General features: G+C 68.9%; 13 protein-coding genes and 1 pseudogene. 3 read left to right on the top strand and 11 right to left on the bottom strand.

Features of this window, described 5'->3' with window-relative positions:
• The first annotated feature begins 150 nt into the window (after nt 1–150).
• Nucleotides 151–1437, top strand: coding sequence for a histidine-type phosphatase (locus AncyloWKF20_RS01240; protein ID WP_279316165.1), 1287 nt, complete (start codon nt 151–153; stop codon nt 1435–1437).
• A 3-nt stretch (nt 1438–1440) separates the two neighbouring features.
• Here the strand turns inward: AncyloWKF20_RS01240 and AncyloWKF20_RS01245 are convergent, their stop codons facing one another.
• On the bottom strand, nt 1441–2403 hold the full coding sequence (locus AncyloWKF20_RS01245; protein ID WP_279316166.1) for an EamA family transporter: 963 nt from the start codon (nt 2401–2403) through the stop codon (nt 1441–1443).
• 385 nt (nt 2404–2788) lie between these two features.
• On the opposite strand from AncyloWKF20_RS01245, the gene AncyloWKF20_RS01250 reads away from it, so the two are divergent.
• Nucleotides 2789–4522 (top strand): ABC transporter ATP-binding protein, encoded by a 1734-nt coding sequence (locus AncyloWKF20_RS01250; protein WP_279316167.1) that lies wholly within the window; start codon nt 2789–2791, stop codon nt 4520–4522.
• Between the two features lie 13 nt (nt 4523–4535).
• Here AncyloWKF20_RS01250 and AncyloWKF20_RS01255 read toward each other — a convergent pair whose 3' ends face one another.
• From AncyloWKF20_RS01255 to AncyloWKF20_RS01280, 6 genes are all read right to left on the bottom strand, one after another.
• The gene (locus tag AncyloWKF20_RS01255) at nt 4536–5408 is read right to left on the bottom strand and encodes an alpha/beta hydrolase (protein ID WP_279316168.1); all 873 of its coding nucleotides are present in this window, start codon (nt 5406–5408) and stop codon (nt 4536–4538) included.
• A 98-nt stretch (nt 5409–5506) separates the two neighbouring features.
• Entirely contained in the window at nt 5507–6553 is a 1047-nt protein-coding gene (locus tag AncyloWKF20_RS01260) for a polysaccharide export protein (RefSeq protein ID WP_279316169.1), read from the bottom strand.
• A 368-nt stretch (nt 6554–6921) separates the two neighbouring features.
• Complete coding sequence (locus tag AncyloWKF20_RS01265) at nt 6922–7116, bottom strand: hypothetical protein (RefSeq protein WP_279316170.1); 195 nt, start codon at nt 7114–7116, stop codon at nt 6922–6924.
• Nucleotides 7117–7172: 56 nt separating this feature from the next.
• Complete coding sequence (locus AncyloWKF20_RS01270; protein WP_279316171.1) at nt 7173–7916, bottom strand: ATP-binding cassette domain-containing protein; 744 nt, start codon at nt 7914–7916, stop codon at nt 7173–7175.
• The gene (locus AncyloWKF20_RS01275; protein ID WP_279316172.1) at nt 7913–8737 is read right to left on the bottom strand and encodes an ABC transporter permease; all 825 of its coding nucleotides are present in this window, start codon (nt 8735–8737) and stop codon (nt 7913–7915) included. Before AncyloWKF20_RS01275 ends, AncyloWKF20_RS01270 begins: the two co-directional genes overlap by 4 nt.
• A gap of 14 nt (nt 8738–8751) precedes the next feature.
• Nucleotides 8752–10164 carry a hypothetical protein gene (locus AncyloWKF20_RS01280; RefSeq protein WP_279316173.1) on the bottom strand — a complete coding sequence of 471 codons (1413 nt, stop codon included), beginning with the start codon at nt 10162–10164 and terminating at the stop codon, nt 8752–8754.
• Between the two features lie 241 nt (nt 10165–10405).
• Between AncyloWKF20_RS01280 and AncyloWKF20_RS01285 the strand changes: the two are divergent.
• Nucleotides 10406–11689, top strand: a pseudogene (locus AncyloWKF20_RS01285) (LTA synthase family protein); the annotation flags it as partial.
• Between the two features lie 44 nt (nt 11690–11733).
• Here the strand turns inward: AncyloWKF20_RS01285 and AncyloWKF20_RS01290 are convergent.
• The 4 genes from AncyloWKF20_RS01290 to AncyloWKF20_RS01305 all read right to left on the bottom strand — a co-directional run bounded on the left by AncyloWKF20_RS01290 (nt 11734) and on the right by AncyloWKF20_RS01305 (nt 24476).
• The gene (locus tag AncyloWKF20_RS01290; protein WP_279316174.1) at nt 11734–13212 is read right to left on the bottom strand and encodes a glycosyltransferase family 1 protein; all 1479 of its coding nucleotides are present in this window, start codon (nt 13210–13212) and stop codon (nt 11734–11736) included.
• Nucleotides 13209–14540 (bottom strand): aminotransferase class I/II-fold pyridoxal phosphate-dependent enzyme, encoded by a 1332-nt coding sequence (locus AncyloWKF20_RS01295; RefSeq protein WP_279317844.1) that lies wholly within the window; start codon nt 14538–14540, stop codon nt 13209–13211. Before AncyloWKF20_RS01295 ends, AncyloWKF20_RS01290 begins: the two co-directional genes overlap by 4 nt.
• Nucleotides 14541–14593: 53 nt before the next feature.
• Nucleotides 14594–21877, bottom strand: a complete 7284-nt coding sequence (locus AncyloWKF20_RS01300; RefSeq protein WP_279316175.1) for a type I polyketide synthase — start codon at nt 21875–21877, stop codon at nt 14594–14596.
• A gap of 85 nt (nt 21878–21962) precedes the next feature.
• On the bottom strand, nt 21963–24476 hold the full coding sequence (locus AncyloWKF20_RS01305; protein ID WP_279316176.1) for a glycosyltransferase: 2514 nt from the start codon (nt 24474–24476) through the stop codon (nt 21963–21965).
• Between the last annotated feature and the right edge of the window lie 145 nt (nt 24477–24621).

Here is a 24621-nt window from a genome sequence, read left to right on the forward strand (position 1 = left end):
AGCGGCCCGGTCGGCTCTTTCGCGCGCCGCCGTGCCTTCTGATGCCGCCAGTCACCCGGGCGTGCAGGTCGCCCCTCGCCATTCCCGCTCAAGGTCCGCCGCGTATAGTACCGCGCGAGTCGGGAGAGCGAGGGGGCGATGGTGGGTGTCGTGAGAACGTTGCTGGCGCTGGGTTTCTTTCTGGTGGCCGGCGCGGCCTTCGCCGGCCCGCTCGACCCGCCCGGCGCGGGCTGGACGCTGAAGGGCACGGTGGTGCTGAGCCGCCATGGCATGCGCGCCGTCACCATCGCCGTGCGCTGCGGCGGGGTGGAAAAGCCCGGCGACTGCCTCGACGCGCTCGGCGCCGACCGCTGGCCGAACCCCGCCGTGGCCTCCGGCCATCTCACCGATGCCGGCTTCGCGCGGATGCGGGTGATGGGCGATTTCTACCGTCGTCATTACGCGCAGGCCGGCCTGTTTCCGCCGGTGGAATGCCCGCCAGCCTCCCGCGTCGCCTTCATCTCCGATGGCGTCGAGCGCACCCTGCTCAGCGCCGGCGCGGTGATGGACGGCATGTTCCCCGGCTGCCTGCTGCCGAACCTCGATGTGCGGCCCGCCCTCTATAAGGGGCCGGCCTGCGGCTATGAGGAGGCGCAGGCCCGTGCCGCCTCGGTCGCGCTGGCCGGGGCGACGCCGGCGACTTTGATGCGCGGGGAATTCGCCCGCCCGCTCGCCGCGCTCGACACTGTGCTCGGCCCGTTCCGGCCGGAAGCCTGCGCCGCCCATGGCGTGAGCGCCCCCTGTTCGCTGGCGACGCTCGCCGCAAAGGGTGATGGCTTTGACGGGCTGCACATCGCCGCGCAGACCTCCGAGCAGTTCATCATGCAATATGGCGCCAGCCTCGCGCCGGACGCGATCGGCTGGGGGCGCCTGCCGGCCGCCACCGGCGCGCCGCTCCCCGCAGCCATCATGGAAGTAAACGCCCTTCATGCCGCGAGTGAGCGCATCGCCTTCATGCCGCGCTATCAGGCGGTGAAGCGCGGCACGCCCGTGCTGGCGCCGGTGCTCGCCGCGCTGACCGAGCTGGCCGCGGGTCGGGGACCGACCTTCACCTATTTTTCGAGCCACGACACGCTGATGCTGGCGCTCGCCGGCATGCTGGACCTCAGATGGACGCCGCCGGGCTTCCACCCCTATCAGCTGCCGCCGGGCGGGGCCTTCGCCTTCGAGCTGTGGCAGCCGCCCACTGGCGAGCTGACGCTGCGCCTCGTCTATATCGTGCAGAGCCTCGATCAGCTCCGCAGCGGCGCCGCGCTCGCTGCGCAGAATCCGCCCGCCGCGACGCCGGTGGAGATCGGTGCGTGCGGTGCCGATCCGGCGGGCCTCTGCCCCTGGAGCCGCTTCGCCGCGCTAGCGCAGGCCGTGAGCGATCCCGCCTGCCTGCCGCCGGAGAAATAGCCCTCAGCGCCGCCCGCTCAGCACGATGGCGATGCTGGCGAGCACCACGGCGAGGCCGGCCAGCGACACCGTGGCCAGCGTCTCGCCGAGGATGATCCAGCCGAGCAGCACGCCGATGATCGGGTTCACATAGGCGAAGGTGGTCGCCACCGTCGGGGTGAAGGCGCGCAGCACCCGGATATAGGAGGTGAGGCCGATCACCGAGGCGAAGACGATGAGAAAGCCGAGCGCCAGCCATTGCGGCAGGCTCGGCGACTGCGGCAGCGGCGCGGATTCGACGCCGGTGAACAGCGTCAGCACCAGCGCCGCCGTCAGCATCTGGAAGGTGGCGGCCCATTCGGTCGCCATGCGCTGCATCAACGGGCGCTGCACGATGGTGCCCAGCGACCAGCTCACGCCGGCGGCGATCAGGATCGCCACGACAAGGCGGCCATAGCCCGGCTCGATGATGGCGCTGTGGGCGTCCACCAATGTCGGCGAGACCACGAGGAACAGCCCGAACAGGCCGAGGCAGAGGCCCGTCACCACCCGCAGCGACGGCACTTGCCGGGCGATCAGCAGTTCCAGGAGGCAGCTCCAGAGCGGGATCGCGCCCATCGCCATGACGATGAAGCTTGATGTCGCGTGCTTGGAGGCGAGCGTCGCCAGCCCGTTGCCGGCCACCCACATGAGGCTGCCGCTCGCCGCGCAGATCAGCAGGTCGGCGGGGCGCAGGCGGCGCGGCGGGCCGCAGCGGATGAGCGCCACCAGCGCGAGCAGCAGCGAGGCGCCCCACATGCGCACCGACTGAAGCTGGAAGACGGTGACCAGCGCCGGCCCGGAGACGCAGATCTTCACCGCGAAATAGGCGCCGCCCCAGACGATGTAGATCGCCAGAAGATGGCCATAGGCGGAAAGCGGCGGGCGGGCGGCGACAGGAGTGCCTGCAGGAGTGGCTGCAGCAGTGCCGGCGGCAGAAGACGACATGATCGGGGGCATTCCGGGACGCGGGGCAAACGGGCGGTTCCGGTCCGCGGCGTGCGGCAGCCCCGCGGCGCCCGGCAGGATGACCGTCCTCAAAACCTTCCATGCGCCGATGACGCCGATTTGGCAACGCGCCCGGTTTGGCAACACACCCTTGGGAGGGGGCGCTCCGGGGCGTGCGGCGATTTGGCAACGCCCACCGGCGGCCTGCCGATCCACGTCACACCATGCTTGCCGCCCGCTCCGCTTCGCGGCACATGGGGAGGAACACAGCGCGCCGCCAGCCGGCGCGGCACGGGCGCCCGGCGCCGACGGCAGGACAGATGATGTTCCCCACTCCCATGTCAGCATGCGCGGCCCGCCCGCGCCGCACCGAACGGGCCTCGGCATGCTGAAGGCGTTCTTTTCCTATTACCGGCCGCATACGCGGCTGTTCCTCATTGATTTCGGCTGCGCCGTGCTGTCCGGCGTGCTGGAACTCGGCTTCCCGATCGCGATGAAGGGTTTCGTCGATGTCCTGCTACCGCAGGCCGACCTGCAGCTCATCGTTCTCGCCGCCATCGCGCTCCTCGCCATCTTCCTGCTCAACAGTGGTCTGATGGCGGTGGTGACCTATTGGGGCCACGTGCTCGGCATCAATATCGAGACCGAGATGCGCGAGCGCGCCTTCGCGCATCTGCAGAAGCTGTCCTTCCGCTTCTACGACAATTTCAAGACCGGCCACCTGCTCGCCCGCGTGACCAAGGATCTGGAGGAGATCGGCGAGATCGCCCATCACGGGCCGGAGGATCTGTTCATCGCGGTGATGACCTTCATCGGCGCCTTTGTGCTGATGCTCTGGGTTCACCCGCAACTGGCGCTCCTCACTGCACTGATCGTCCCCCTCACTGCACTCATCGTCGCCCGCTACGGCGGCCGCATGACCCAGAACTGGCAGGCGCAGTTCGGCCGGGTCGGCGATTTCAATGTGCGGCTGGAGGAGAATATCGGCGGCATCCGCGTGGTGCAGGCCTTCGGCAATGAGGCCTATGAGCGGCGGCTCTTCGCGGGCGACAATGTGAGGTATAAAGATACCAAACTCGACGCCTACCGCATCATGGCCGCCAGTCAGGCGCTCAACTATATGGCGATGCGCTTCGTCCAGCTCACGGTGATGCTGGCGGGGAGTTGGTTCGTCGTGCACGGCACGCTAAGTATCGGCGGTTTCGTCGGTTTTCTCCTTCTGGTCTCGGTCTTCTACCGGCCGCTCGACAAGATCGCGGCGATGATGGAGAGCTACCCGAAGGGCATTGCCGGCTTTCGCCGCTATCAGGAGTTGCTGGCGACCGAGCCGGATGTCGCCGACCGGCCCCATGCGCGGGCGGTGGGCCATCTGCGCGGCGACATTGTCTTTGAAGGCGTGCGCTTCGGCTACACGCCGGAGCGGGCGATCCTCAGCGGCATCGACCTTGAGATAAGCGCCGGGGAAACTGTCGCTTTTGTCGGGCCCTCCGGCGCCGGCAAGACCACGCTCCTCTCCCTCCTGCCGCGCTTCTATGAGGTGGATGACGGTCGGATCCGTATCGACGGTACGGATATACGGGACATGACGCTCGCCTCGCTGCGGCGGAACATCGGCATCGTGCAGCAGGACGTGTTCCTGTTCGGCGGCACCATCCGCGAGAACATCGCCTATGGCCGGCTCGACGCCGATGAGGACGACATCCGCCAGGCGGCCAGCCGGGCGCGGCTGGACGGGCTGATTGATGAGCTGCCGGAAGGGCTTGATACCGTCGTCGGCGAGCGCGGCGTCAAGCTCTCCGGCGGCCAGAAGCAGCGCCTCGCTATCGCCCGTATCTTCCTGAAGGACCCGCCCATCCTCATTCTCGACGAGGCGACCTCGGCGCTGGACACCCACACCGAGCGCGAGATCCAGCGCTCGCTCGACGAGCTGGCGCGCGGGCGCACCACGTTGGTCATCGCGCACCGCCTCGCCACCATCCAGAATGCCGACCGCATCGTCGTGGTCACCCCCGAGGGCATTGCCGAGCAGGGGCCGCATGAAGTGCTGCTGGCGCGCGGGGGGATTTATGCGCGTCTCTATAACGCCCAGTTCGGCGCCGACCCGTCGATGGATGCCTGATCTGTCGGATATGTCAGCCGCTTAGGAACGGCAGGGCGAGCGCCGCGACCGCGTCCGGGAACTCCTCGTGCACGCCGAGCCGTCCCTTGGGCAGCCGGCGCAACTCGACATTCGGCAGAGCGCTGAGCGCCTCCATCTCCGCCCGCGAGCGCGGTGGCGTCTCATCGCCGAAGATGACCAGAAGGGGCACGCTGGCGCGGCGGGCGAGGTCCAGGAAGGCGTCGCGGCTGTCCACACGGTCCAGCGCGCCGGTCACGAAGCGCACCGAGCCGTGCCGCGCGCCCGCCGCCGCTGTCACCTGATACTTTTCTGCGAGGCGCGGGCCGACGAGCCAGCCGGGATCGCTGTAGACATGCTGGCGCGCCATGCGGGCGATTACCGGCCCGCTCAGGTTCAGCCGGTAGAGCAGGGGGCCGATGAGCGGGGCGTCGACGGCGGCGCGGATGCGGGCGAACCAGGGACGCGGACCCTTCATCATGGTTGGCAACGGGCCGCGCCAAGTGGGCGCGACCAGCACCAGCCGCGACAGACGGCCGGGATGGCGCACGGCATAATCCAGCGCATAGGTGGCCGCATGCCCCGCCGCGACCACGGCTGTTGCCCCGAGGTCGTCCAAAGCGCGGTCGAGGAAGGCTGAGAGCAGGGCCGGCGTCCAGTCCCGGCGGGGCTTGGCGCGTGTGCCGAAGCCGGGCCAGTCGAGGCTGGCGACGTTGAGGCGCGGGCCGAGGCGCTCCAGCAGCGGGCGCATTTCGCCGCGCGTCGAGATCGAGCTCAGGGCTGGGAGGAGAACAACGCGCCCGCCCGTCGCGGTATCATGATGCCCCGCCTCGTCGGTCTCACTCTCGACCGGCCCGCCGGGCAGGGCAACCGTGATGACGCGTCCCATAGGGGCCTCCCGTCGACATGCCGCGGCTGTAGCGGCGAGGCACACGCTCGCCCCAACCGCGCCCGCAGGCAAGCCGCCCCGCTGTCGCGGGGCGTGCGTCAGTCGGAGACCGCCACCGCGTTGGAGCGGACGACCGAGCTGATGGTCTGCGCCATCCGCAGGAACTTGGTGAACTCGACGCCGGGGGCATTGGCGACATAGACGATGTCGCCGACCCGCACCGGGAAAGCCCGCGCGATGAAGTAGCCGCTGGGATCCTTCAGGTTGAGGCGGTAGATCACCGGCACGAGGCTGTTGCCGGCGAGCAGCGGACTCTCGGGATTGAACGCCCGCACCACGGCCGGCTGCTCATAGCGGAAGATGAAAATGCCGCTCGGATCGGCCTGACTGTCCACCAGACCACCCGACACGCCCATGGCTTCCGCCACGGTGAATTCCTCGCGGTCGATCGGCATTTCGCCGGCGGCCTTCACCGCACCAAGGGCGGTAAAAGTCTGAGGCTTCTTAAATACATAGACCGTGTCGCCGGGCTGCATGTAGATGTTCTCGTCCGGCTTGGCGAGGATGGCCGCGAGTTGCATGGTGGTGCTGCGGCTGCCGCGGGTCACACGCACAAAACTCTCATGCGCCGCCCCCTTGATCCCCCCCGCCTGCGCAATGACTTCCAGCAGCCGGTCGCCCTTGACGTTGAGGTTGACCCGGCCGGCGCCTGTCAGGTCGCCGACGACCACGACGGAGGCGGAGGCCTGCTGCGGCAGGGTCACCAGAACCTGCGGCTCGATCGCTTTGCCGGTCAGGCCCTGCTCGATGATCTTGGCGATCTCGCTCGGCCGCTTGCCGACCACGGACAACTCGCCGACATAGGGTACCTTGATACGGCCATCGCGGCCAACCACCTGAGCCGGCAGGGTCTCGCTGCCCGACCCGCTATCGACCACGGAGCGGCCGCCGAACAGCCCGCCGCCGCTGGCTTCCCAGATGGCGATGGAGACAACGTCGCCCACATTCACACGGGTCTCGGGGGCGGACCGCGCGGCGCCGAAGCTGCGCACGAGGCTGTTGGAATGCCACAGACCCATGGCCCGCACGGTCTCGGCATCCACATCGACGATCACGTAATCCGTCGGCTGCTCCCGGGGCTGCATCACCTCCTGGGTGGTCGGACCCGACCCGGGAAAGAAGACGCAACCACCAAGTGTCAGACACAACGCGGCGAGCCCGGCGAGACGCGCCCTTGACCTACGGATAATCAAACCGCCCGATCCCCATTCGTGATGTCCGGCCCATGTAGAGCCGATGATCGACGGCATTTCTATGCCGTGATCAATAACGCTCGATTAAGATGAAATGCTGTTGCTTGGATACCACAACTATCCAGCTGCCGGAATTACTTCAATAATATGATACCATTATTGAGCCTATTTTATCGGCGAATTCCATGTGTCGGGGCAGGCGGACAAGGCCGACGCCGACCTGCCACAGGCCGGCGCCGGCAAGACTCACCCGCCGGGGCTTATTCGGCGGCCTGCGGCACACGCGCTTCGCGGGCGAAGAACTGGCGCTCGGCCTTCAGCGCCCGGCGCGCGGCCTGGATGCACTCCCGGCGCTTCTCGGTGCTGAGTTCCTTCCAGGCGGCGGGGTCGTACTCGACCAGACGGCGCGCAACGAAACGCTCGAGCTGGCGACTGATTTCGGGCAGGTCGTTCATGTCGTCTCCTTAGTGATAGATCAGGCGTCGCCTGATCGACGGGTGGAAAGTCCCTGTCAGGCCAGAGGCCCGAAAGGTTCTTCGGCCAGACGCTCCTCGTCGCCCTCCGGATCCTCCGGCGCGCCGTCTTTCCCCGGCGTGCTGTCGTCGATGGCGCGGAAGACGCGGATCGCGTCTGAGATCTGCTCGAACATGAGCAGCCGCCCCTGATGAAGCACCGCGCCGAAGTCGGCGAACCGGCGCAGCATCAGGGGGGATCGGGTGGTGAAGATGAGCGTCGCCTGTTCGCGCCGGGCCTGCACGAGCTCGGCGCAACGCTCGCGGAACGCGCCGGTGCCACCGAACAGCGCCTCATCGGCGATGAAGATGTCGAACGGCAGGGCATAGGACGCGGCGAACATGAACCGTGCGCGACGCTCGCGCGAATAGGTCGAGAGCGGCAGGTCAATCACCGATTCCAGTTCGCCGAAGCGCGCGACGAATTGGGTGGCCGCCTCGCCGTCGAAACCGTTGACCCGGGCGACGAAGTGCAGGTTCTCCCGGCCCGTGAGCGCGGCGTGATAGGCCTGCGTATTGGCGACAGGCGGCGAAATCGAGCCGCGACGCCGGATGCTGCCACGGTCCGGGAGCGTCGATCCGCCAATCAGCCGGATCAGCGTCGACTTGCCGGCCCCGCGCGCGCCGAGAATGCCAACGGACGCGCCTGCCGGGAACACCGCGTTGAGATGCTCGAAGACGTGCCGGGCGCCATGGGCTCCGCGGAAGGTCTTGGTGACGTCCGCCATCTCGACCGCGATCATACCAGCCTCGCGCGGAAGACACGCTCCAATGCCAGGCCGACGAGGAGGGCAACGACGCTGAAGCCGATGAGGTAGCCCTTGTCGAGCGTGAGCGTGGGGTAGGTCAGGTAGAAGCCGGAACGGAACCATTCCAGCCCATGCAGCAGCGGATTCCAGCTCAGATAGTAGCGGATGGCCGGCGGCATGAAGTCCGGCACGAAGAACACACCGGACAGGAAGATGAGCGAGCGCGACAGCACGCCGTAAATCACCGCCCAGAGCCGGAAGAAGGCGCCGATCACGCCGTTGATGAGCCCCACCCCGATCGCCAGCAGGGCGGTCGCGGCAAAGCCTTCGATCGCCAGCATCGGGCGGACCGGGATCGCGTCCTTGACCCCCGTCGCATAGATGACGGTGAACAGCAGGACAGCGATGACCAGCAGCGTCGCCGTCTCCAGCAGCGAGCGCGCCAGCATGATGTCGAGCGGGTGGACGGGAGCCAGCGCACGGACCAGACCGCTCGCTCGCACGGCGCCCGTGGTGCGGCCGGAGACGTGAGTGAACAGGAAGAACGGCAGAATGCCGGTGCCGAGGAACAGCAGCAGGCTGGTACCGAAATCCGGCCGGCGCCCGATGAGCGTGAAGATCGTCATCATCATGGTGAGCTGGAGGATGGGCTCCAGCAGCGCCAGCAGGTAGCTCAGGCGCGAATGCACGGAACGCAGCCGCATCTCGCGCAGCATCAACGCGACGACAACGCGCCCCTGCGTGCGCAGGCCATCGCCGAACCGGCGGAGGCCCAGCCCATCCTCATTCATGGCGGCGTTGCGCGCGAACGTCATGGCCCGTTACCCGTTCAGGCCACGTGATCGCGGACGGAGAAGAACACCATCACGCTGATGAACCACAGCGCGCCGGCCGCAAGGAACACGATGAGGATCGTGACCGCACGGCGCGGGTATTCGCTCGCCTGCGCGAGGCCGGGCTGCACATAGGTTGCGACATAGGTGTGCTGCGACGCGGCCTCCGAGCGCGCGAGCTCCAGTGCCGACAGGGTGGTTTCATAGTACTTCTCGGCGAACTGCCGGCTGAGATCGACGTCTTCGTAGTTGGAGAGCATCTCGGAGATCACCGGCGATGTGCCGCTTGCCGATCCGGCAGCGGCCGTGCCGGCTGTGCCCGTCGCGGTCGCCGACTGGTTCGGGTCGCCCTTGCCGAGTTCGCGCTCGGTCGCGGCAATCTGCTTGGTGGTCGCGGCGATGCGGCTTTCGAGCACCCGCACGCTCGGCGCGCTCGGGTCCATATAGGTGCGCAGCGAGGCGAGCTGCGATTGCAGGCCGGCGAGCTCCCCACGCAGCTTCATGGCAAGGTCGAGCGTGCCACCTGCGGTCTTGGCCGCATCCGGCGTCTGTTCGCTGTCGCGGAACTGGCGCATCTGCCCACGCGCCCCGCGAAGGCGCTCTTCCGCCCGCGCGACGTCTGCCTCCGCGAACCGTACCGCGTCCTGACGCGAGCGGGCCGAGATGTCGTTGATCAGCCGCTCGCTCTGTTTCACCAGCGCGGAGGAAATCGTGTAGGCATCATCCGGCGTGAAGGCGCGCACGCGCACCAGCGCAAGGCCGGTGGCCATGTCGAAATTCGCGGTGATCATCGACTGCCAGTAGGAAACCAGGCCCTCCATCGTCACGCCGGGGGTCAGGCGCGAGAGCCAGTCGACATTCTGGCGGCTGTACATCTCCTGAAGGTCGACGGTCTTCATCAGGTCTTCGACCGCCTGCCGGCTGGTGATGTAGTCCACGACGAGAAAATTGTCGGTGTAGAGGCCTGACTGGGCTGCCGCCCCCAAGGCCGTGCTGGTGGCGGTAGCGCCCGCCGGAGAGAAACTCTGGTTGCGGACCGCGAACCGGAATTCCGAAACGTACTGGTTCGAGACGAAAAAGCCGTAATAGACGCCCGCCGCGATGGTCGGCAGGGCCACCATCAGCAGGAACGACGCCCACAGGCCGATGGAGCGCTTGGCGCGCCGCCTTTGGGGCAGAAGCGCGTCCAGCCCCGCGCCCTGCACGTCGGGCATGGGGAAGCGCCGCTCGGCCTGCGGCGCGCGCACGGGCTTCAGCCGCAGCCGCGAGGTCACGCGCTCGCCTTCCGCAACGATCCGGGCGGCGGGGCGCGGGCGTTTTTCCTTGGTCGGCAGCACGGTCTGCGTCTGGTCGTCTGGCGCGCTGGCCGCGGTGGCGGGCATCGGCACTACGCGATGACGTTCACTCATGACGCGCCTCCGTTTCCATTTGACCGCCGTCGGCACCGAATAAAAATAAGACGTTTTCTTCAGTACGCGGAGAATTGAGGCAATATTTCGAGTTATGTCTATCAAGAATGACAATAAATTTCTCGGCCGTGTTGAATATATTATCGGTTGATACTAATTTGTCGGCCGTCATGCATGATGAAGAGCCAGCGAAATGGATCAGATGATGACCAGCATTGGCATTCTGGCAGCCTTGTTCGGCATGGTTCTGGCGGTCGGCGACAGGATCGAGCGCAAGGCTGTGCCGCACCGGCCCCAGGCCGCTCGCCCGCTGGCGGTGACGGCGTTCAGCCTTGGCGTTGTGACCAGCCTGTTTCTTCTGTGGCTGGGCGTCTCGGCCCGCCCCTTCTTCGCGGCGGCGGCAAGCCTCATCACGCTGGCGGTCTTTGTCGGCATCTCGCGGGTCAAATACAGCTATCTGCGCGAACCGCTGGTGTTCAGCGATCTCACCTTCATCGCCACACTCATTCGCCACCCGGCGCTGTTCTATGTCGGCCGGCGCGAGGTGGTGGGAATTGCCCTGTTCATCGCCGCGGTGGTCGCTCTCATTGCGGTCTGGACCGCGCAGGAGCCGCGCCTCTTCGGGTACGGCGCGCAGGTGCTCGTTCTGGCCGGTGGCGTCGGCCTTGCCGCGCTGCTGCTCGCCGGCCCCTTGGCGCAGCGCCTTGCCGTGCTCGAGCCGCTGCGCAGCGCCCCGGCCCGCGATCTGGTGCGGGATCTCGGCCTCCTGACCACACTGGTCGGAGGTTTCGCCCTGTGGCGGGCGGAGCGCGGTCGCGCGGCGCATCCCGGTGCCGGGCCCGCGCGCCTCGGCGACCGCTATCGCGCGGTGATCGTCATCCAGTCGGAGTCTTTCTGCGACATCCGACGGCAGGGTGTCGCGGCTGATCTCGCGGCGTTCGACCGCCTGCGCGGCCGTGCCTTCGCCAGCGGCCGGCTGGAGGTCTCGTGCTTCGGCGCCTACACCCACCGGTCCGAGGTCGAGATGCTCACGGGCGTCCCCTTCGCCGCGCAGGGCATGGATCGCTTCGACCCCTATCTGCGCCCGAACCGGCTGGCCGAGGCCTCGCTCGCCACGCGCTTGCGTGCCAGCGGCTGGCGCACCCTGTTCCTTCACCCGCACGACCCGCGCTTCTTCCGCCGCGACCGGGCGATCCCCCAACTCGGCTTCGAGCGCTTCGTGGCCGAGGACGCCTACAGCGACGCGGATCGCTATGGACCCTATGTCTGCGACCGGGCGGTCGCTCGCACGCTCATTCGCGAGATCGAGCAGGCGGTTGAGGCCGGCACGCCGCTTTTCGCCATGGCCGTGACCATGGAGGCGCATGACCCCTACGGGCCGGGCCGGCTTGCCGAGACAGACGATGCGGTCGCGCAATATGCGCGCCATATCGCCCATGCGGACGCCTTGCTCGGCGCACTGGTCGAGGCGCTCGACCTGCGCACGGACCGATCGCTGCTGGTATTTTATGGCGATCATGCCCCCATCCTTCCCGGACATGAGGCGCTGGTTGATGATACGGCCACGGATTACCTCATGCTCGAATGCGGCTGGGCGGCGCAGAAGGACACGGAGCCGACCGGCTCGGTCGACCGTTCCCCGGCGAAGATCAACGCGCTGTTGCGCTCGAAGCTCGGCACTGGTCGCCAGCCGACCACGGAAGGCTCCGGCGTCGCGACCGAGGCGGGCCGCGGCACCGGCTTGGACGATGGTTCGGCGACGCCGTCGATCAGCCGGTCGATGACCGAGAAATGATCCCGCCAGCGCGGGACGCTGAGCTGCGCCAGCTTGGCGAACTGCGCGGCCCGGTCCGGCGAGTGCGGATCGGCATATTCCTCGATGGTGCGGGCCCAGCCGAGGCCGTCGATCGGGTCGAGATAGCGCGGGGCGTCGCCGGCGATGTCGCGGAAGACGTCGAGTTCCGAGCAGATCACCGGCACCCGCAGCGCCAGCGCCTCGAACAGAGGTAATCCGAAACCTTCCGCGAAGGAGGGGAACAGCACGCCGCGTGACTGGCGCATCAGCCAGCGCAGATGCGCGTCGGGCAGCCGGTTGCACTCCAGCACATGGTCGCCGAGCTTGCGGCAGCGCTCGATGATGTCGACGACGTTCTCGTTCTCCCAGCCGCGCCGGCCGACGATGATGAGCTTGGGCGCCTTGGGGCCGAGCTTCTCGACCAGCACCCGCCAGGCATGCAGCAGGACGAGGTGGTTCTTGCGCGGTTCAATCGTACCTATGGTCAGGAAGAACGGGTGGGTGGTGACATTCTCCATCGGCCCGTCATCGAACTCGTCCTCGATGCCGAGCGGGCTCACCACCGTCTCCGGGACGGGCAGGCGGTAGCGCTCGGCGAAGGCGTTGAGCTCGCCCATGGTGTGGCGGGAATTGCAGACGATGGCATTGGCGGAGGTCAGCACGGTGCGCATGCGCATCTCGTGCTTCTCGGCGTCTCCCGGACGGACATATTCGGGGTGCGTCAGCGGGATGAGGTCATGGACCAGGAACATCGGCTTCATGCGGTGGCCGCGCGCCATGGAGCGCATGCCGTTCACCGAGTTCAGCCCCTCATGCGAGACGTTGAGATAGACGGCGCCATCGGAATTGCGGCGGCGCAGGAGGCGCGGCAGCAGGTTGACCGGTGAGAACAGGCGGCGCAGCGGCGGGAGTATGTCCGGCAGCCCAGAGCGGAGCGGAGCGGGCGGCTCGAGATTGGCCAGCACGCCGGTCGGCTGGCCGAGAAAGCGCTCGATGGCGAAAAGTTCGCGTTTGGTGACGCGGCCTTCGGAGAGCTTCCAGCGCAAGGCCAGTGTATCCACGAAGGACGACACCGTGTCGGCATCAAGATACCATGTCGAGGCCCGCAGCCGGGCGACGAAGGCGGCCTTGTCCTTATAGGCGGGGCTCGACAGAAGATGGCGGGCATAGGCGAGCTCGACGCGGTCGATACCGGTCGGCGTGCGCTGGTTCGAGCGCCTCAGCAGCCTTGTGATATCCAGAACGACCTTCATGGTGCAGTCTCCCGCGCCGTGGCGGGCATGAAGCCCGCCTGTTCGGCGCTCAAAATCGTCAGGCCCAGCCCGGCCATCCGCGCGTCGCACTGCGCCAGCTCCTCGACGACCAGCGCCACCGCGGTGCGGATCTGGTTCGTCTCGTGAGTGGCGCTGATGAAGAAGCGCAGCCGTGCCGAAAGGTGCGGCACAGCCGGGTGGATGATGGGAAGTACATTGATACCGCGTGCCAGCAGGCGCTCCGACAGCATCACCGCCTTGAGCGAGTCGCCCACCATCACCGGCACGATGGCGTGGCCCTCGGCGGTGCCGGTATCGAGGCCGGCCGCCTGCGCCTCCGCGAGGAAAAGCCGCGAATTGGTGGTAAGCCGCGCGACGCGCTCGCTTTCCTCACCCATCACCGCGAGCGCCGCGCGCGCGGCGGCGCTGGCGGCGGGAGGCAGGCCGACGCTGTAGACGAAGCCGGGCGCCGTCGCCTTGAGGAAGTCGATCAGCGGCTGCGGCCCGGCGATATAGCCGCCGCAGGAGGCCAGGGACTTGGACAGCGTGCCCATCCAGATATCGACGCGGGTGGGGTCGATGCCCGCCTGTTCCGCCAGACCGTGGCCGCGCGCCCCGAGGACGCCGACGCTGTGGGCCTCGTCGACCATGAGCCAGCAGCCATGCCGCTCCTTGAGGGCGATGAGGCGGGCGAGGTCCGGCATGTCGCCGTCCATCGAATAGAGCCCTTCGACGGCGATCAGCGCCCGCTGGCTGCGCGGGCGCTCGCTGGCGAGCATGGCCTCCAGAGCGTCGAGATCATTGTGCGGGAAGCTGCGGCGGCGCGCGCCCGAGAGTTCGGCGCCGACGATAATGCTGTTATGAATCAAGGCGTCGTGGAAGATCACGTCTTCCGCGCCGAGCAGGCTGCCTATGGTCGCGACATTGGCCGCATGGCCGGAAACGAAGGCGATGGCGTCGTCCTGCTGGTGCAAACCCGCCAGTGCGGCTTCCAGCTCCCGGTGAAACGGGCGCTCGCCCGCGACCAGCCGGCTCGCCGAGACGCTGGTGCCGTATTTTGATACCGCGTCATGCGCCGCCTGCCGCACGGCGGGGTGGGCGTTGAGGCCGAGATAGTCGTAGGAGGCGAAGTTGATGACCTCCTGCCCCTCGATCCGGGTGGTGGCGCCGGCACAGCCTTCATGGGCGCGGTAGAACGGGTTGGCGACACCGAGGAGATCCCCCGCGGCGCGCATGATCTTCAGCTCTTCAAAGCCCGGCAGGGTCTCGAATGAGGTATCATAAGACCTCTGTGGTACTTCGGCGCTCGTCACCGGCCGGCCACGCATCCGGTCCAGAAGGGCGCTGCGCGCCGCGCCGTCGAGGAGGGGATTCGGCACGCTCATCGCAGCAGACTCCCGTCCCGGCGCATCTCGGCGGCGACGCGCGCCTGAAGCGCCTCCACGACCGCCGGCTCGACCCGCAAATGGCGGTCGGCAAGCTCGGCGGTCTCACCTGACAGATGCAGCCCCGCTGCGAGGATCGGGCCGCCAGCGGCTCCCTCCATTGAGGGGCGCAGCTTGCGCAGCAGCTTGTCGCCGACATCCTGCAAGCTCGCCCCGGCACCAAGGCCAAGCATGGGCAGTGCGACCTTGTGGCGGCGCTGCATTTCCATGTCGAGCTCCAGCGCCATCAGCGAATCCATGCCGATATCGCCGAGCGGACGGGCCATCTCGATCGCGTCCGCCGGCAGGCGCAGGATGCGCGCCACTTCGGCGCCGAGCAGGCGCAGTATGGTCGCACGCGCTTCGGCGTCGCTGAGATCGCGGATGAGCCCGGCAAGGTCGCCGCCTTCCGCGCCCTCGATGGTGTCTTCCGCCGCCGGCTGGAGCGCGGCGAAGCTCGCCCCGCGCATGACGCCGAGCTCGCGGGCCGCCCGCCAGTCGATCGGTGCGTGAACGCGGGTGGCGGGCTGGTCGGGATCACCGAGCGCACGGCCGAGCTCGTCGAGCGCATCCGAGGCGGTGAGCAGGCCCAAGCCCAGGCGGCGGCTCAGCTTTTCCGAGGTGGCGCCATCGCGGGCGAGCACGCCGACATCAGAAATCGCCCCCCACAGCATGGCGAGCGCCGGCAGGCCCGCCGCCCGGCGCCGCCGCGCGAGGGCTTCCAGATAGCCATTGGCGGCGACATAGGCGGCCTGGCCGGGATTGCCGACCAGCGTGGTCGCCGAGGAGAACAGCACGAAATAATCGAGGTCCAGCCCGGCGGTCGCGGCATCGAGATGGCGCGCGCCGTCGATCTTCGGGGCCAGCACCGCCTCGAAACGCCCCCGGTCGAGATCGCGGATCAGCGCGTCGTCGAGCACCATGGCGGTGTGGATGACGCCGGCGATGCGGCCGTGGCGGGCGGTCATCCGGGCGAGGAAATCGTGGCAGGCATGGGCGTCGCGGGCGTCGAGGCGCTCGGCGGTGATGTCCGCGCCGTCAATCTGCAGCGGGGGTGTCATGACACCGTTACGCGAGGCGACGACAATGTGGCGCGCGCCTTTGCTCGCCAGCCAGCGCGCGGTTTCGCGGCCGAAGCCGCCTGTGCCGCCGACGACGATGTGAACCCCCTCCGACGCCGCCGCAAAAGGCGCCGTCTCGGCGCGGGCGGGCGGGGTGACGGGCGGGCGGATGAGGATCTTGCCGACATGGCCGGCGCCCTGCATCAGCCGCAGCGCGGCGCGGGCATCGTCGGCGGCGAAGACCCGGTAGGGAAGAGGTGTCAAAACACCACTGACGAACAGCGCCGACAGCTCCGCCAGCATGCCCTGCACCAGAGCGGGGCGGGCGGCGATGAGCTGGTCGGCATCGACGCCGAAATAGGACAGGTTGCGGGCAAAGGGGCGCAGGCCCAGCCCGGTATTGGCGATGAAATCGCGCTTGCCCAGCTCGACGAAGCGGCCGAAGGGCTTGAGCGTGCGCAGCGTCAGCTCCATCGCCCGGCCGGACAGCGAGTTGAGCGCGACCTCGCAGCCGCCCGCCGCGCGGATCGCCTCGGCAAAGGCGGTGTGGCGGGAATCATACACCGCGTCCGCGCCGTAAAGCCTTGCCAGAGCGCGCTTTTCCGGTGAACCGGCGGTGGCGATGATGCGCGCGCCGCGTGCCTTCGCGATCTGCATCGCGGCCATGCCGACACCGCCGGCGGCGCCATGGATCAGCACCGTCTCACCCTCGCGCAGCCGGGCGCACTCAATGAGGGCGTACCAGGCGGTGAGGAAGGCGACGGGCAGGGTCGCGGCGGCCTCGAGCGGCATGGCGGCTGGCACGGGCAGGGCGGCATGGGCGGGAATGGTGGTGTGGCTCGCCAGCGCGGCGGGGGCGAAGGCCATCACCGCATCGCCCGGCCGGTGTGAAGTTACCCCTGGGCCGACGCGCAGCACGCGGCCGGCGCATTCGAATCCGAGGCTGGCGCCGGCAAAGCCGTTTTCCAGCATCTCGTCGCCGATGAGCCCTTGCGCGAACATCACATCGCGGAAGTTCAGCGCGCCGGCGGCGACCTCGATCTCGACCTCGCCGGGGCCGGGGGCGCGGCGCTCCTGCGCCCGCCAGTCCAGCCGGTCGAGCGAGCCCGGCCGTTCCATGGTGAGACGCAGCGCGGGGGCGGCAAGCGCACCCTCGCGCGGCGCGGGGGCGAGGCGCACCGCCTGCAAGCCCTTGTCATCCAGCACCAATTCGCGCTCGTGCGGGAGCTCGACCATGGCGCGGGCGAGTTCGGCGGCGACGTGTGAATCGATCACCCGGCGGTTCAGCGCGACCAGCTTGATGTCGAGATCGGGGTATTCATTGATGGCGGCACGGCCGAACGCCCACAGCGCGCTGGCGCGCGGATGGGGGCCGAGCGGGTCGCCGTCGATCAGCAGGCGCAGAGCCGGGGGCGTGGTGCTGGCGCGCAGGGATTCCATGAGCGCGCCAGCCTTGGCGAGGGCCTTGGCGAGCGAGGCGGCGCTGTCATCGGCTAGTGGGCGGTATATAAACACCTGCGCGCCCGGCGCGATCGGGTCGCCCTCCAGCTCATGGCCACGCGGCGAGACGAGGCAGCTGCCGGCATCGGTGGCGAGCAGGGCCAGCACCGCCCCGGCGAGGCCGTCGCCCTTGGCCGGATCGGTCGGCTTTTTGCTTTTGATCTCAACGACATCGCAGGCGCCGCGCGGATGGATGAGGCGATGGAAGCGCTGTCCGGTGGGAGCGGTCAGGTTCATCAGCCGGGCAAAGCCGGCGGCGGCGATGCTGAGCGACACCAGCACTCCGCCGGGGCGCAGCGTTTCCGCCAGCCTCGCGGCGGCCTCGCCTTGCGGGTCGAGCGGGTGGCGCGGATCGACGTGCAGAACCAGATCCGCCTCGCCAAGCGGTTGATCCAACAGGACAATATTTGCCGTCGCACGCACCCGGTCGGCGAGCCGCGGGCGGGCGGCGGCATCGGAGGGGATGATGGTCAGCCGGATCCGGCCGGCCTCGGCCAGCGGGCGCAGCGCCTCCAGCACGGTGCCGTGGCGCTCCACCAGAACGACCTTTGGTGCAATATTACCGGCGACCGCTTCGGTCAGCGCCAGCGCCTGCGCGGCCACGGCGCGGGCGGCCGGAGAGGCGGATTCCCAGTGGTCAGTCAGGCCAGTGAGGTGGACGATCGGTGCAGTCAGGCCGATCAGACCGGGCAATTCCGCCGCCAGACGCGCGCCGATGGCGAGCTCCGCCGCGCGGTCCGGCGCGACGCTGGCGATCTCGTGCAGCAGCGGCTCGGGGGCGGGCAGGTCGCTGGTCGCCGACACCCGCCAGCCGGTCTCCGTGCTGTGCCGGGCGAGGCCGCCCTCGGCCAGCAGGGCGAGCAGGGTGAGCAGCACCGGCTTGCGCTCGGCGGGCAGGCGGCCCTCGACGATCAGCGCGTCGATGTCGAGGCGCGCGCCGGCCCGTGCCTCCTCCCCCGCCACCGCCAGGACGGCACGGTGGGCGATGGCGTAGGCGAGGGCGTCGGTCAGCAGCGTGTCGTCGTCCTGCTCCGGCGCGCCGGCGCTCTCCAGAAAGGCCGAGACGCGCGCGCCGGCCTCGCTAAAGGCGGGGCCGACCGGCACGAGGCTCTGGCGGAAATCGCTCTCGAGGCTCGGGGCGCTGGAAAGGGCGAGCGCCCGCAACCGCACCGCTTCCATAAGCGCGACCGGGGTGCCCTGCGCGTCGAACAGGGTGATGTCGAGTTCGAGCGAGCGCGGGCTGGCGCGGTTCACCGTCAGCTCGGCGCGGACGGGTGTCACGCCAGCGGCGAGGACCCGCAGCGCGTTGATGCGCACCGGCACGAAGGCCGTGCCGGGCGCAGCGGCCTCGTCCATGGCGAGCACCAGCCCGTGCAGGGCGGCATCGGCCCGCATGGGCGACAGAACAAAGTCGCCGTCCGCCGAACAAGTGTTCGCATCGGGCGTGGCGAGATCCAGGGTGATGCGCGCCCCGCTGCGGGCGGCGCGGGTCACCAGCCGGAAGGCCGGGCCGTAAGCGAGGCCGAGCCGCGCGGCGCTCTCATAGAGCGCGGCGGCGTCGAGCTCGGTTTCCGCAATGCCGGCGGCTGTGACGGCAGCGGGGGCTGCGTCCTCATCGGACAGCACCCGGCCCTGGGCATTGAGGCTCCATTCCTCGGCGCCGCGGGCGCGCGAGGTGATGGCGACCGCGCCTTCGGCATCGAGCGCGACGCGGGTCTCGACACTCTCGCCGGCGTTGAGGCGCAGCGCGGCGAGGATGTCGAAATCCTCCAGCCGCAGGCGATCCGTGCCGAGGGTCGCGCGGCCGGCGGCGAGCGCCATCTCGGCGAGGCCGGTCGCAGGCACGATGACGCTGTCGCCCACCTTGTGGTCGGCGAGGAAGGGGCGGGATTCGACATCCAGCATGCCGCGCCATTCCCGCCCGTTCTGCATCAGCCGCACGCCGAGCAGGGGGTGGTCCGGCGCGCCGCCGCCGATCAGGTCCACCGCCTCGCGGGTGCGCGGCGGCAGGATCGGCTGGCGGTTCCACGGGGTGATCGGCAGGGGAAGGCGACCGGGCAGAGCGGGGGCGCCGAACAGGCGCTCCTCATCCACCCGCGCGCCATTGACGAGGGCGGCGAGCAGAGCGCGCTCGATCGGGTCGTCCTCCGGCCGGTCCTTGTCCTGCAGCGAGGCGAGTACCACGCCGGCCCGGTTCGCGTCGGCGAGGATCTCGCGCACGAAACCGGTCAGCACGGGCTTCGGCCCGATCTCCAGGAAGATGCCGATGCTGCGGTCATCCGCGAGATGGCGCAGCGCCGTGTCGAACAGCACGGGCTGGCGGATATTGTCCCACCAGTAGCGCGCGCCGAGGCTGGCATCGGTGATGGCGGCGCCGGTCAGGCTGGAGGTGAAGGGAATGGCGGGCGCGCGCGGCTCCAGCAGCGACAGCGCCTGAAGGATCGGCCCTTCCAGCGGCGCCATGGCCGGGGAGTGGAAAGGGTAGTCGATGCCGAGCCGCTTGCCGACCACGCCCTGCCGGCGCGCGAGGCGCAGCACGGCGTCAACCGCCGGGGTCGGGCCGGAAAGCGTCACGCCCTTGGGGGCATTCCGTGCGCCGATCACCACCTCGGGCTGCGCGGCGGCGGCGATGAGTTCCTCCGCGCGGGCCGGGCTCGCCATCAGGAAGGCCATGGTGCCGGCGCCGCGCGTCTCGCCCTGCAGGCGGCTGCGCCAATAGATCAGCTGGGTCGCGTCGAACAGGTTGAGCGCGCCGGCGATATGCGCGGCCGCGATCTCGCCGACGCTGTGGCCGACCACCGCTGCCGGCCGGCAACCGGCTTCCATGAGGGCGCGGGCGACGGCGACTTCCAGCGCGAAGATCAGTGGCTGGGCGATTTCGGTGGCGGCGAGCGCGGTCTCGTCCGGCGGCTGGCGGAAAGCCTGCGCCAGCGACCAGCCGGCCGTGGGGGCGAAGATGTCGTCGATCTCGTCGATCACCGCGCGAAACGGCGCGCTGGCGAGCCAGGCGGCGTGGCCCATGCCGGGATATTGCCCGCCATTGCCGGTGAAGACGAAGGCCACCTCGCTGCCCGCCGTGCCGACGACGCCGCGTTGCAGCGCCACCTCCGCCCCGCCGCGCGCGAGACGGCGCAGCTTGGCGGGGGCGTCCGGGTCTTCGATGGAGACGGCGAGGCGATGGGGCAGGCGGGCGCGGCCATGCGCGGCGGCATGGGCGACGCGGGCGCGCTCCATCTCGCTGTCGAGCCGGTCGGCATAGCTCTCGGCGAGCCGGGTCAGCGCCTCCGGGCTCTGCGCCGAGATCATCAGCACGCGGGCGGCGGGATCGGCCGGCGGGGCGGGCAGCTCATGCGCCTCCGGCAGGCGGATCACCGCATGGGCATTGGTGCCGCCAAAGCCGAAGGACGAGATGCCGGCGAGCCGCGCGTCGTCCGCCAGCGCCACCGGATCGGCTGCGGGAGCGAGGTTGAGCGCGGCGAAGTCGATGTTAGCGTTCAGCGTATCGAGATGCAGCGAGGCGGGAAGCTGGCGCTTCTCCAGCGCACTGAGCGCCTTCAGCAGGCCGGCAAGGCCCGAGGCGGGTTCGAGATGGCCGATATTGGACTTCACCGAGCCGATGGGCAGCGGCGCGCTGCGCCGGCGCCCGAGTGCCTCGCCGACCGCGCTCGCCTCGGCGGGATCGCCGACCAGCGTGCCGGTGCCGTGCGCCTCGACAAAGGCGAGGCGGTTCGGGTCGATGGCGCGGGCGGTGTAGAGCTCCTCGAGCAGGCGCTGCTGGGCGCGGCTCTCCGGCATGGCGATGCCGAGGGTGCGCCCGTCCGAATTGGTGCCGGTGGCGAGCACCACCGCGCGCGGCGTCAACCCGGCACCGGTCGCGCCCTTCAGTCGGGTGAGGATGGTGACGACGCCGCCCTCGGCGCGGACATAGCCATCCGCCGCGCCGGAAAAGGGGCGGCAGCGGCCGGTCGGCGAGAGCATGCCGGCGCGCGAGAAGCCGATGAAGTTGAACGGGCTGGTGAGCACATTCACGCCCGCCACCACGGCGGTCTCGATCTCGCCGCTCTCGATCGCCTTCACCGCGCGGTCGAAGGCGACCAGCGAGGAGGAGCAGGCGGTGTCGATGGCCAGACTCGGGCCGGTGAAGCCGAAGACGTGGGAGATGCGGTTGGCGATGATGGAGAGCGCGTTGCCGGTGACGAAATGCGCGTCCGCCGCGCCGATATCGGCCGCGAAATGCAGCGAGTGGTCGAGCGAGGAGACGCCGACGAACACGCCGACCGGCGCGCCCGCGAGCTGGGACAGCGGAAGATTCGCGTCCTCGAACGCCTCGCGCACCAGCTCCAGCAGCAGGCGCTGCTGCGGGTCGATCTGCTCGACCTCACGCGGGGAGAGACCGAAGGCGCCGGCATCGAAGCCGAAAATGTCGTCCAGCACGCCGGCGGCGAAGGTGTAGGCCCGGCCCGGCACGCCGCGGCCGGGATGCAGGAAACGCTCATGCGACCAGCGATCGGTCGGAATCTGCGTGACCACGCAGTCGCCCCGCGTCAGCAGCGACCAGAACTCCGCCTCGTCCCGCGCGCCCGGCAGCCGGCAGGCGCAGCCGATGATGGCCGCGTCATGCAGGGGATGGGACAGCAGCGAGGCTGGGGCGGCATTCGCGCCGGGGGCGGCATGGGTCAAACGGCACCTCGTAAGGCTCTGCCGGTGATGCGCGACCGGCGGCACGGCGGGCGAACCCGCGCGGAAGGCGGCAGGGCGGGCGGCCCTAGCCTTCCACCTCGGCCGGTGCGGGGGATGTCGGCGCGACCTGAGCCGCGCGGCTGGCGGCGATCCGCTCGTCGATGCGGCGGGAGATGGCGGCTGACCAGTTCGCGAAGTCGTACTTCTGCGACACGCGGGCGAGGCCGGCCTCGGCCCGCGCCGCCCGCAGCTCGGCATGTTCGGCGGCCTCGAACAGGGCGCGCGCGGCGGCGTCCACATCCGGGAGGCCCCACTGGCCGATATAGCCGCGGCTCGCCAGCGATTCCGGCGGCGTCGGCGTCTGCTGCACCGGCACGAGGAAGGCGTTGCTCTCGTCGCAGAAATCCTGCGAGCCGGAATAGTCGGAGACCACCACCGTCTTGCCCGCCAGCATGGCGTCGGCGATCACATAGCCGAAGCCTTCCGAGCGGTGCAGCGACACCATGGCGTCGGAGGTCCACAACAGGGTCCAGTATTCCTCCGGCGTCAGATTGCCTTCCAGCACCACGATGCGGTCATCGCCGGAGATGCGCTCCTCGATCTCCTCCCAGTAGGAGTCGATGTTGCTCCAATGGCCGGGATTGACCTCGCGGATCTTGATGATGAGCCGCACATTGTGGTCGCTGTGCTCGAACGCCTTCTGGAAAGCCTTGACCACATCGAGCGGGTTCTTGCGCACGATGGAGGAGCCGAACTCCGCCGCTGTCAGGAAGATGAACTCGTCGGGCGAGCGGCGGAACCGGTCGAGGAAGGGCACATAGGCGAGCGGCCGGTGCATGCCCTTGTCGACCACCGAGACCGGCACCGAGGTGATCTTGCGGTAGGCGTCGGCGACGTAGGTGGTCGGCGCCCAGATTTCGTCGACGGCCACGGCGCCCAGCGCGTGGCTCGCCGGCGGGCGGTCGCTCTCCCAGAGATAGAAGCCGATGACGTGCGCGTCCTCGCAGATGCCGGCGAAGCGGGCCAGCATTTCCGGCGCGCGGTCGGCATTCACGCAGAGCAGCACGACGCGGGCGCGCACGCCGATGGACGGATCATAGGCGGCATCGGGGTTCACGCAGGCGCCGTCATCGGCGTTGAACACCAGCGGCGAAAAGGCACTGAGCGCCTCGGCGAACATGGAGAGGTTGCGCCCGACGCCGGTGTCGTTGGCATGACCGATGATGACGAGATCGCGGATCGGCAACGCGTCGTCGGCGGAATCCGCGTCGACCGGCCCCGTGGCCGAGAGCACGGCGAGCTGCGGCGCGCGCTCATACACCTCGGCGCGCAGACGCTCGCGCCAATAGGCCGGCCCGCGCTCGGCGATGGCGACCTCGGGGATCAGCGCGCCGCTGAGCAGGGCGATGAGGGCAAGGTCGAAACGGGTGAAATCGCCCGTGCCGCCAGCGCCCCAATGGGCGCGCCAGACATGCGGGCTGAAGGCGAGGCGGTCGGGCTGGGTGATGTCCAGCGCCACCTCGCGGAACGAGATGAAGCGAACGAACTGCTCGTCGCGCATCCGCCCGCCAAGGCCCTGATCTTCCAGCAGGAACAGCCAGTACCAGCTCCAGGGCAGCTCGCGGTTGCGGTACATGTCGGCCGGCGTGGCGAGCGAGCGGCGTAGGCCGTCCGAGACGAGGCTGGCATTGTTCTTGTCGCCGATGAACGGCGCTGTGGCGAATTTGTACTGCACCAGCCGCAGGCCATCCTCGGTGAAGATGTCGATATGCGGGTAGTGCCGGCGCCAGAAGGCGAACAGCATGAGGGTGACCTCATGCTTCATCACCCGGCGGTTCATCACCGGCTCGCTGAGCAGGGTGCGGATCTCGTCGGTGAGGCAGAACACCTGCCGCTTGAAGTGGTCCTCGAAGACCTCCGACACGATCCAGTTGGCGACCGACTGGCCGCCCGAGAGCTTGGACTGCTGGCCGAGGCGATTGGCCATGTAGCGGGTGTAGACCGAGGCCCGCCAGCGCGCCGGGGGCTCCTCCGAGGTTTCCAGCCGCCGCGCGATCTTGGGAATGTCGTGCCAGATGCGGTGGCGCAGCCGCGCCTCGCGGGCAACGCCGCCAATATGGGTGATGAAGGCCGAGAGTTCCTCGCGCTGGGCCGGCTCGGGCCACATCTCCGTGCCGGCGAACAGGCCGCCATAGGCGCTGGCCTCGTTCACCGTGAGGATCATCTGCCGGTGGCCGGCGAGACGGTAGCCGGTGGCGTGGATCGGCAGATGCGCCTCCGGGGCGGTAATCCGCTCGAACACCACGACGCCGTCGATGATGAGCCGCAGCGCTACCGGCTTCTTCAGGTCACCGCGGTCGAAGCCCCAGATCACGCACTGGCCGGCCTCGACGAAAACGCCGCCCGCCACCGGCATCTCGGCTGGAATTGCCAAGTAATTGTGCCGTGACGTGATCAGATCCAAGGCATTGGATAGTTGTTTCTCATGATCGATGTCGTCACCTAGCGCCTGCCGTTCCTGCAGAATCTCGGCAAGGGAGGCGAGGCTCCCCGATTCGACATCCCGTCCGGCCTGACGTCCGATGGTCTCGAAATTCATGAGCCGCCCCACTCCACTGACCGACGGAACGAGGTGTCATCGCCACCCTGATCCGTCACAAATCCTGTCGATACGCGTGAGGTGTGCATTGCAGCATCAAAACCAAACGCGTGTCTAGATACTAACTTATGTAATCGGCGCCAAA

The sequence above is a fragment of the Ancylobacter sp. WKF20 genome (genome assembly GCF_029760895.1).
In the GTDB taxonomy this organism is placed as follows: Bacteria; Pseudomonadota; Alphaproteobacteria; order Rhizobiales; family Xanthobacteraceae; genus Ancylobacter.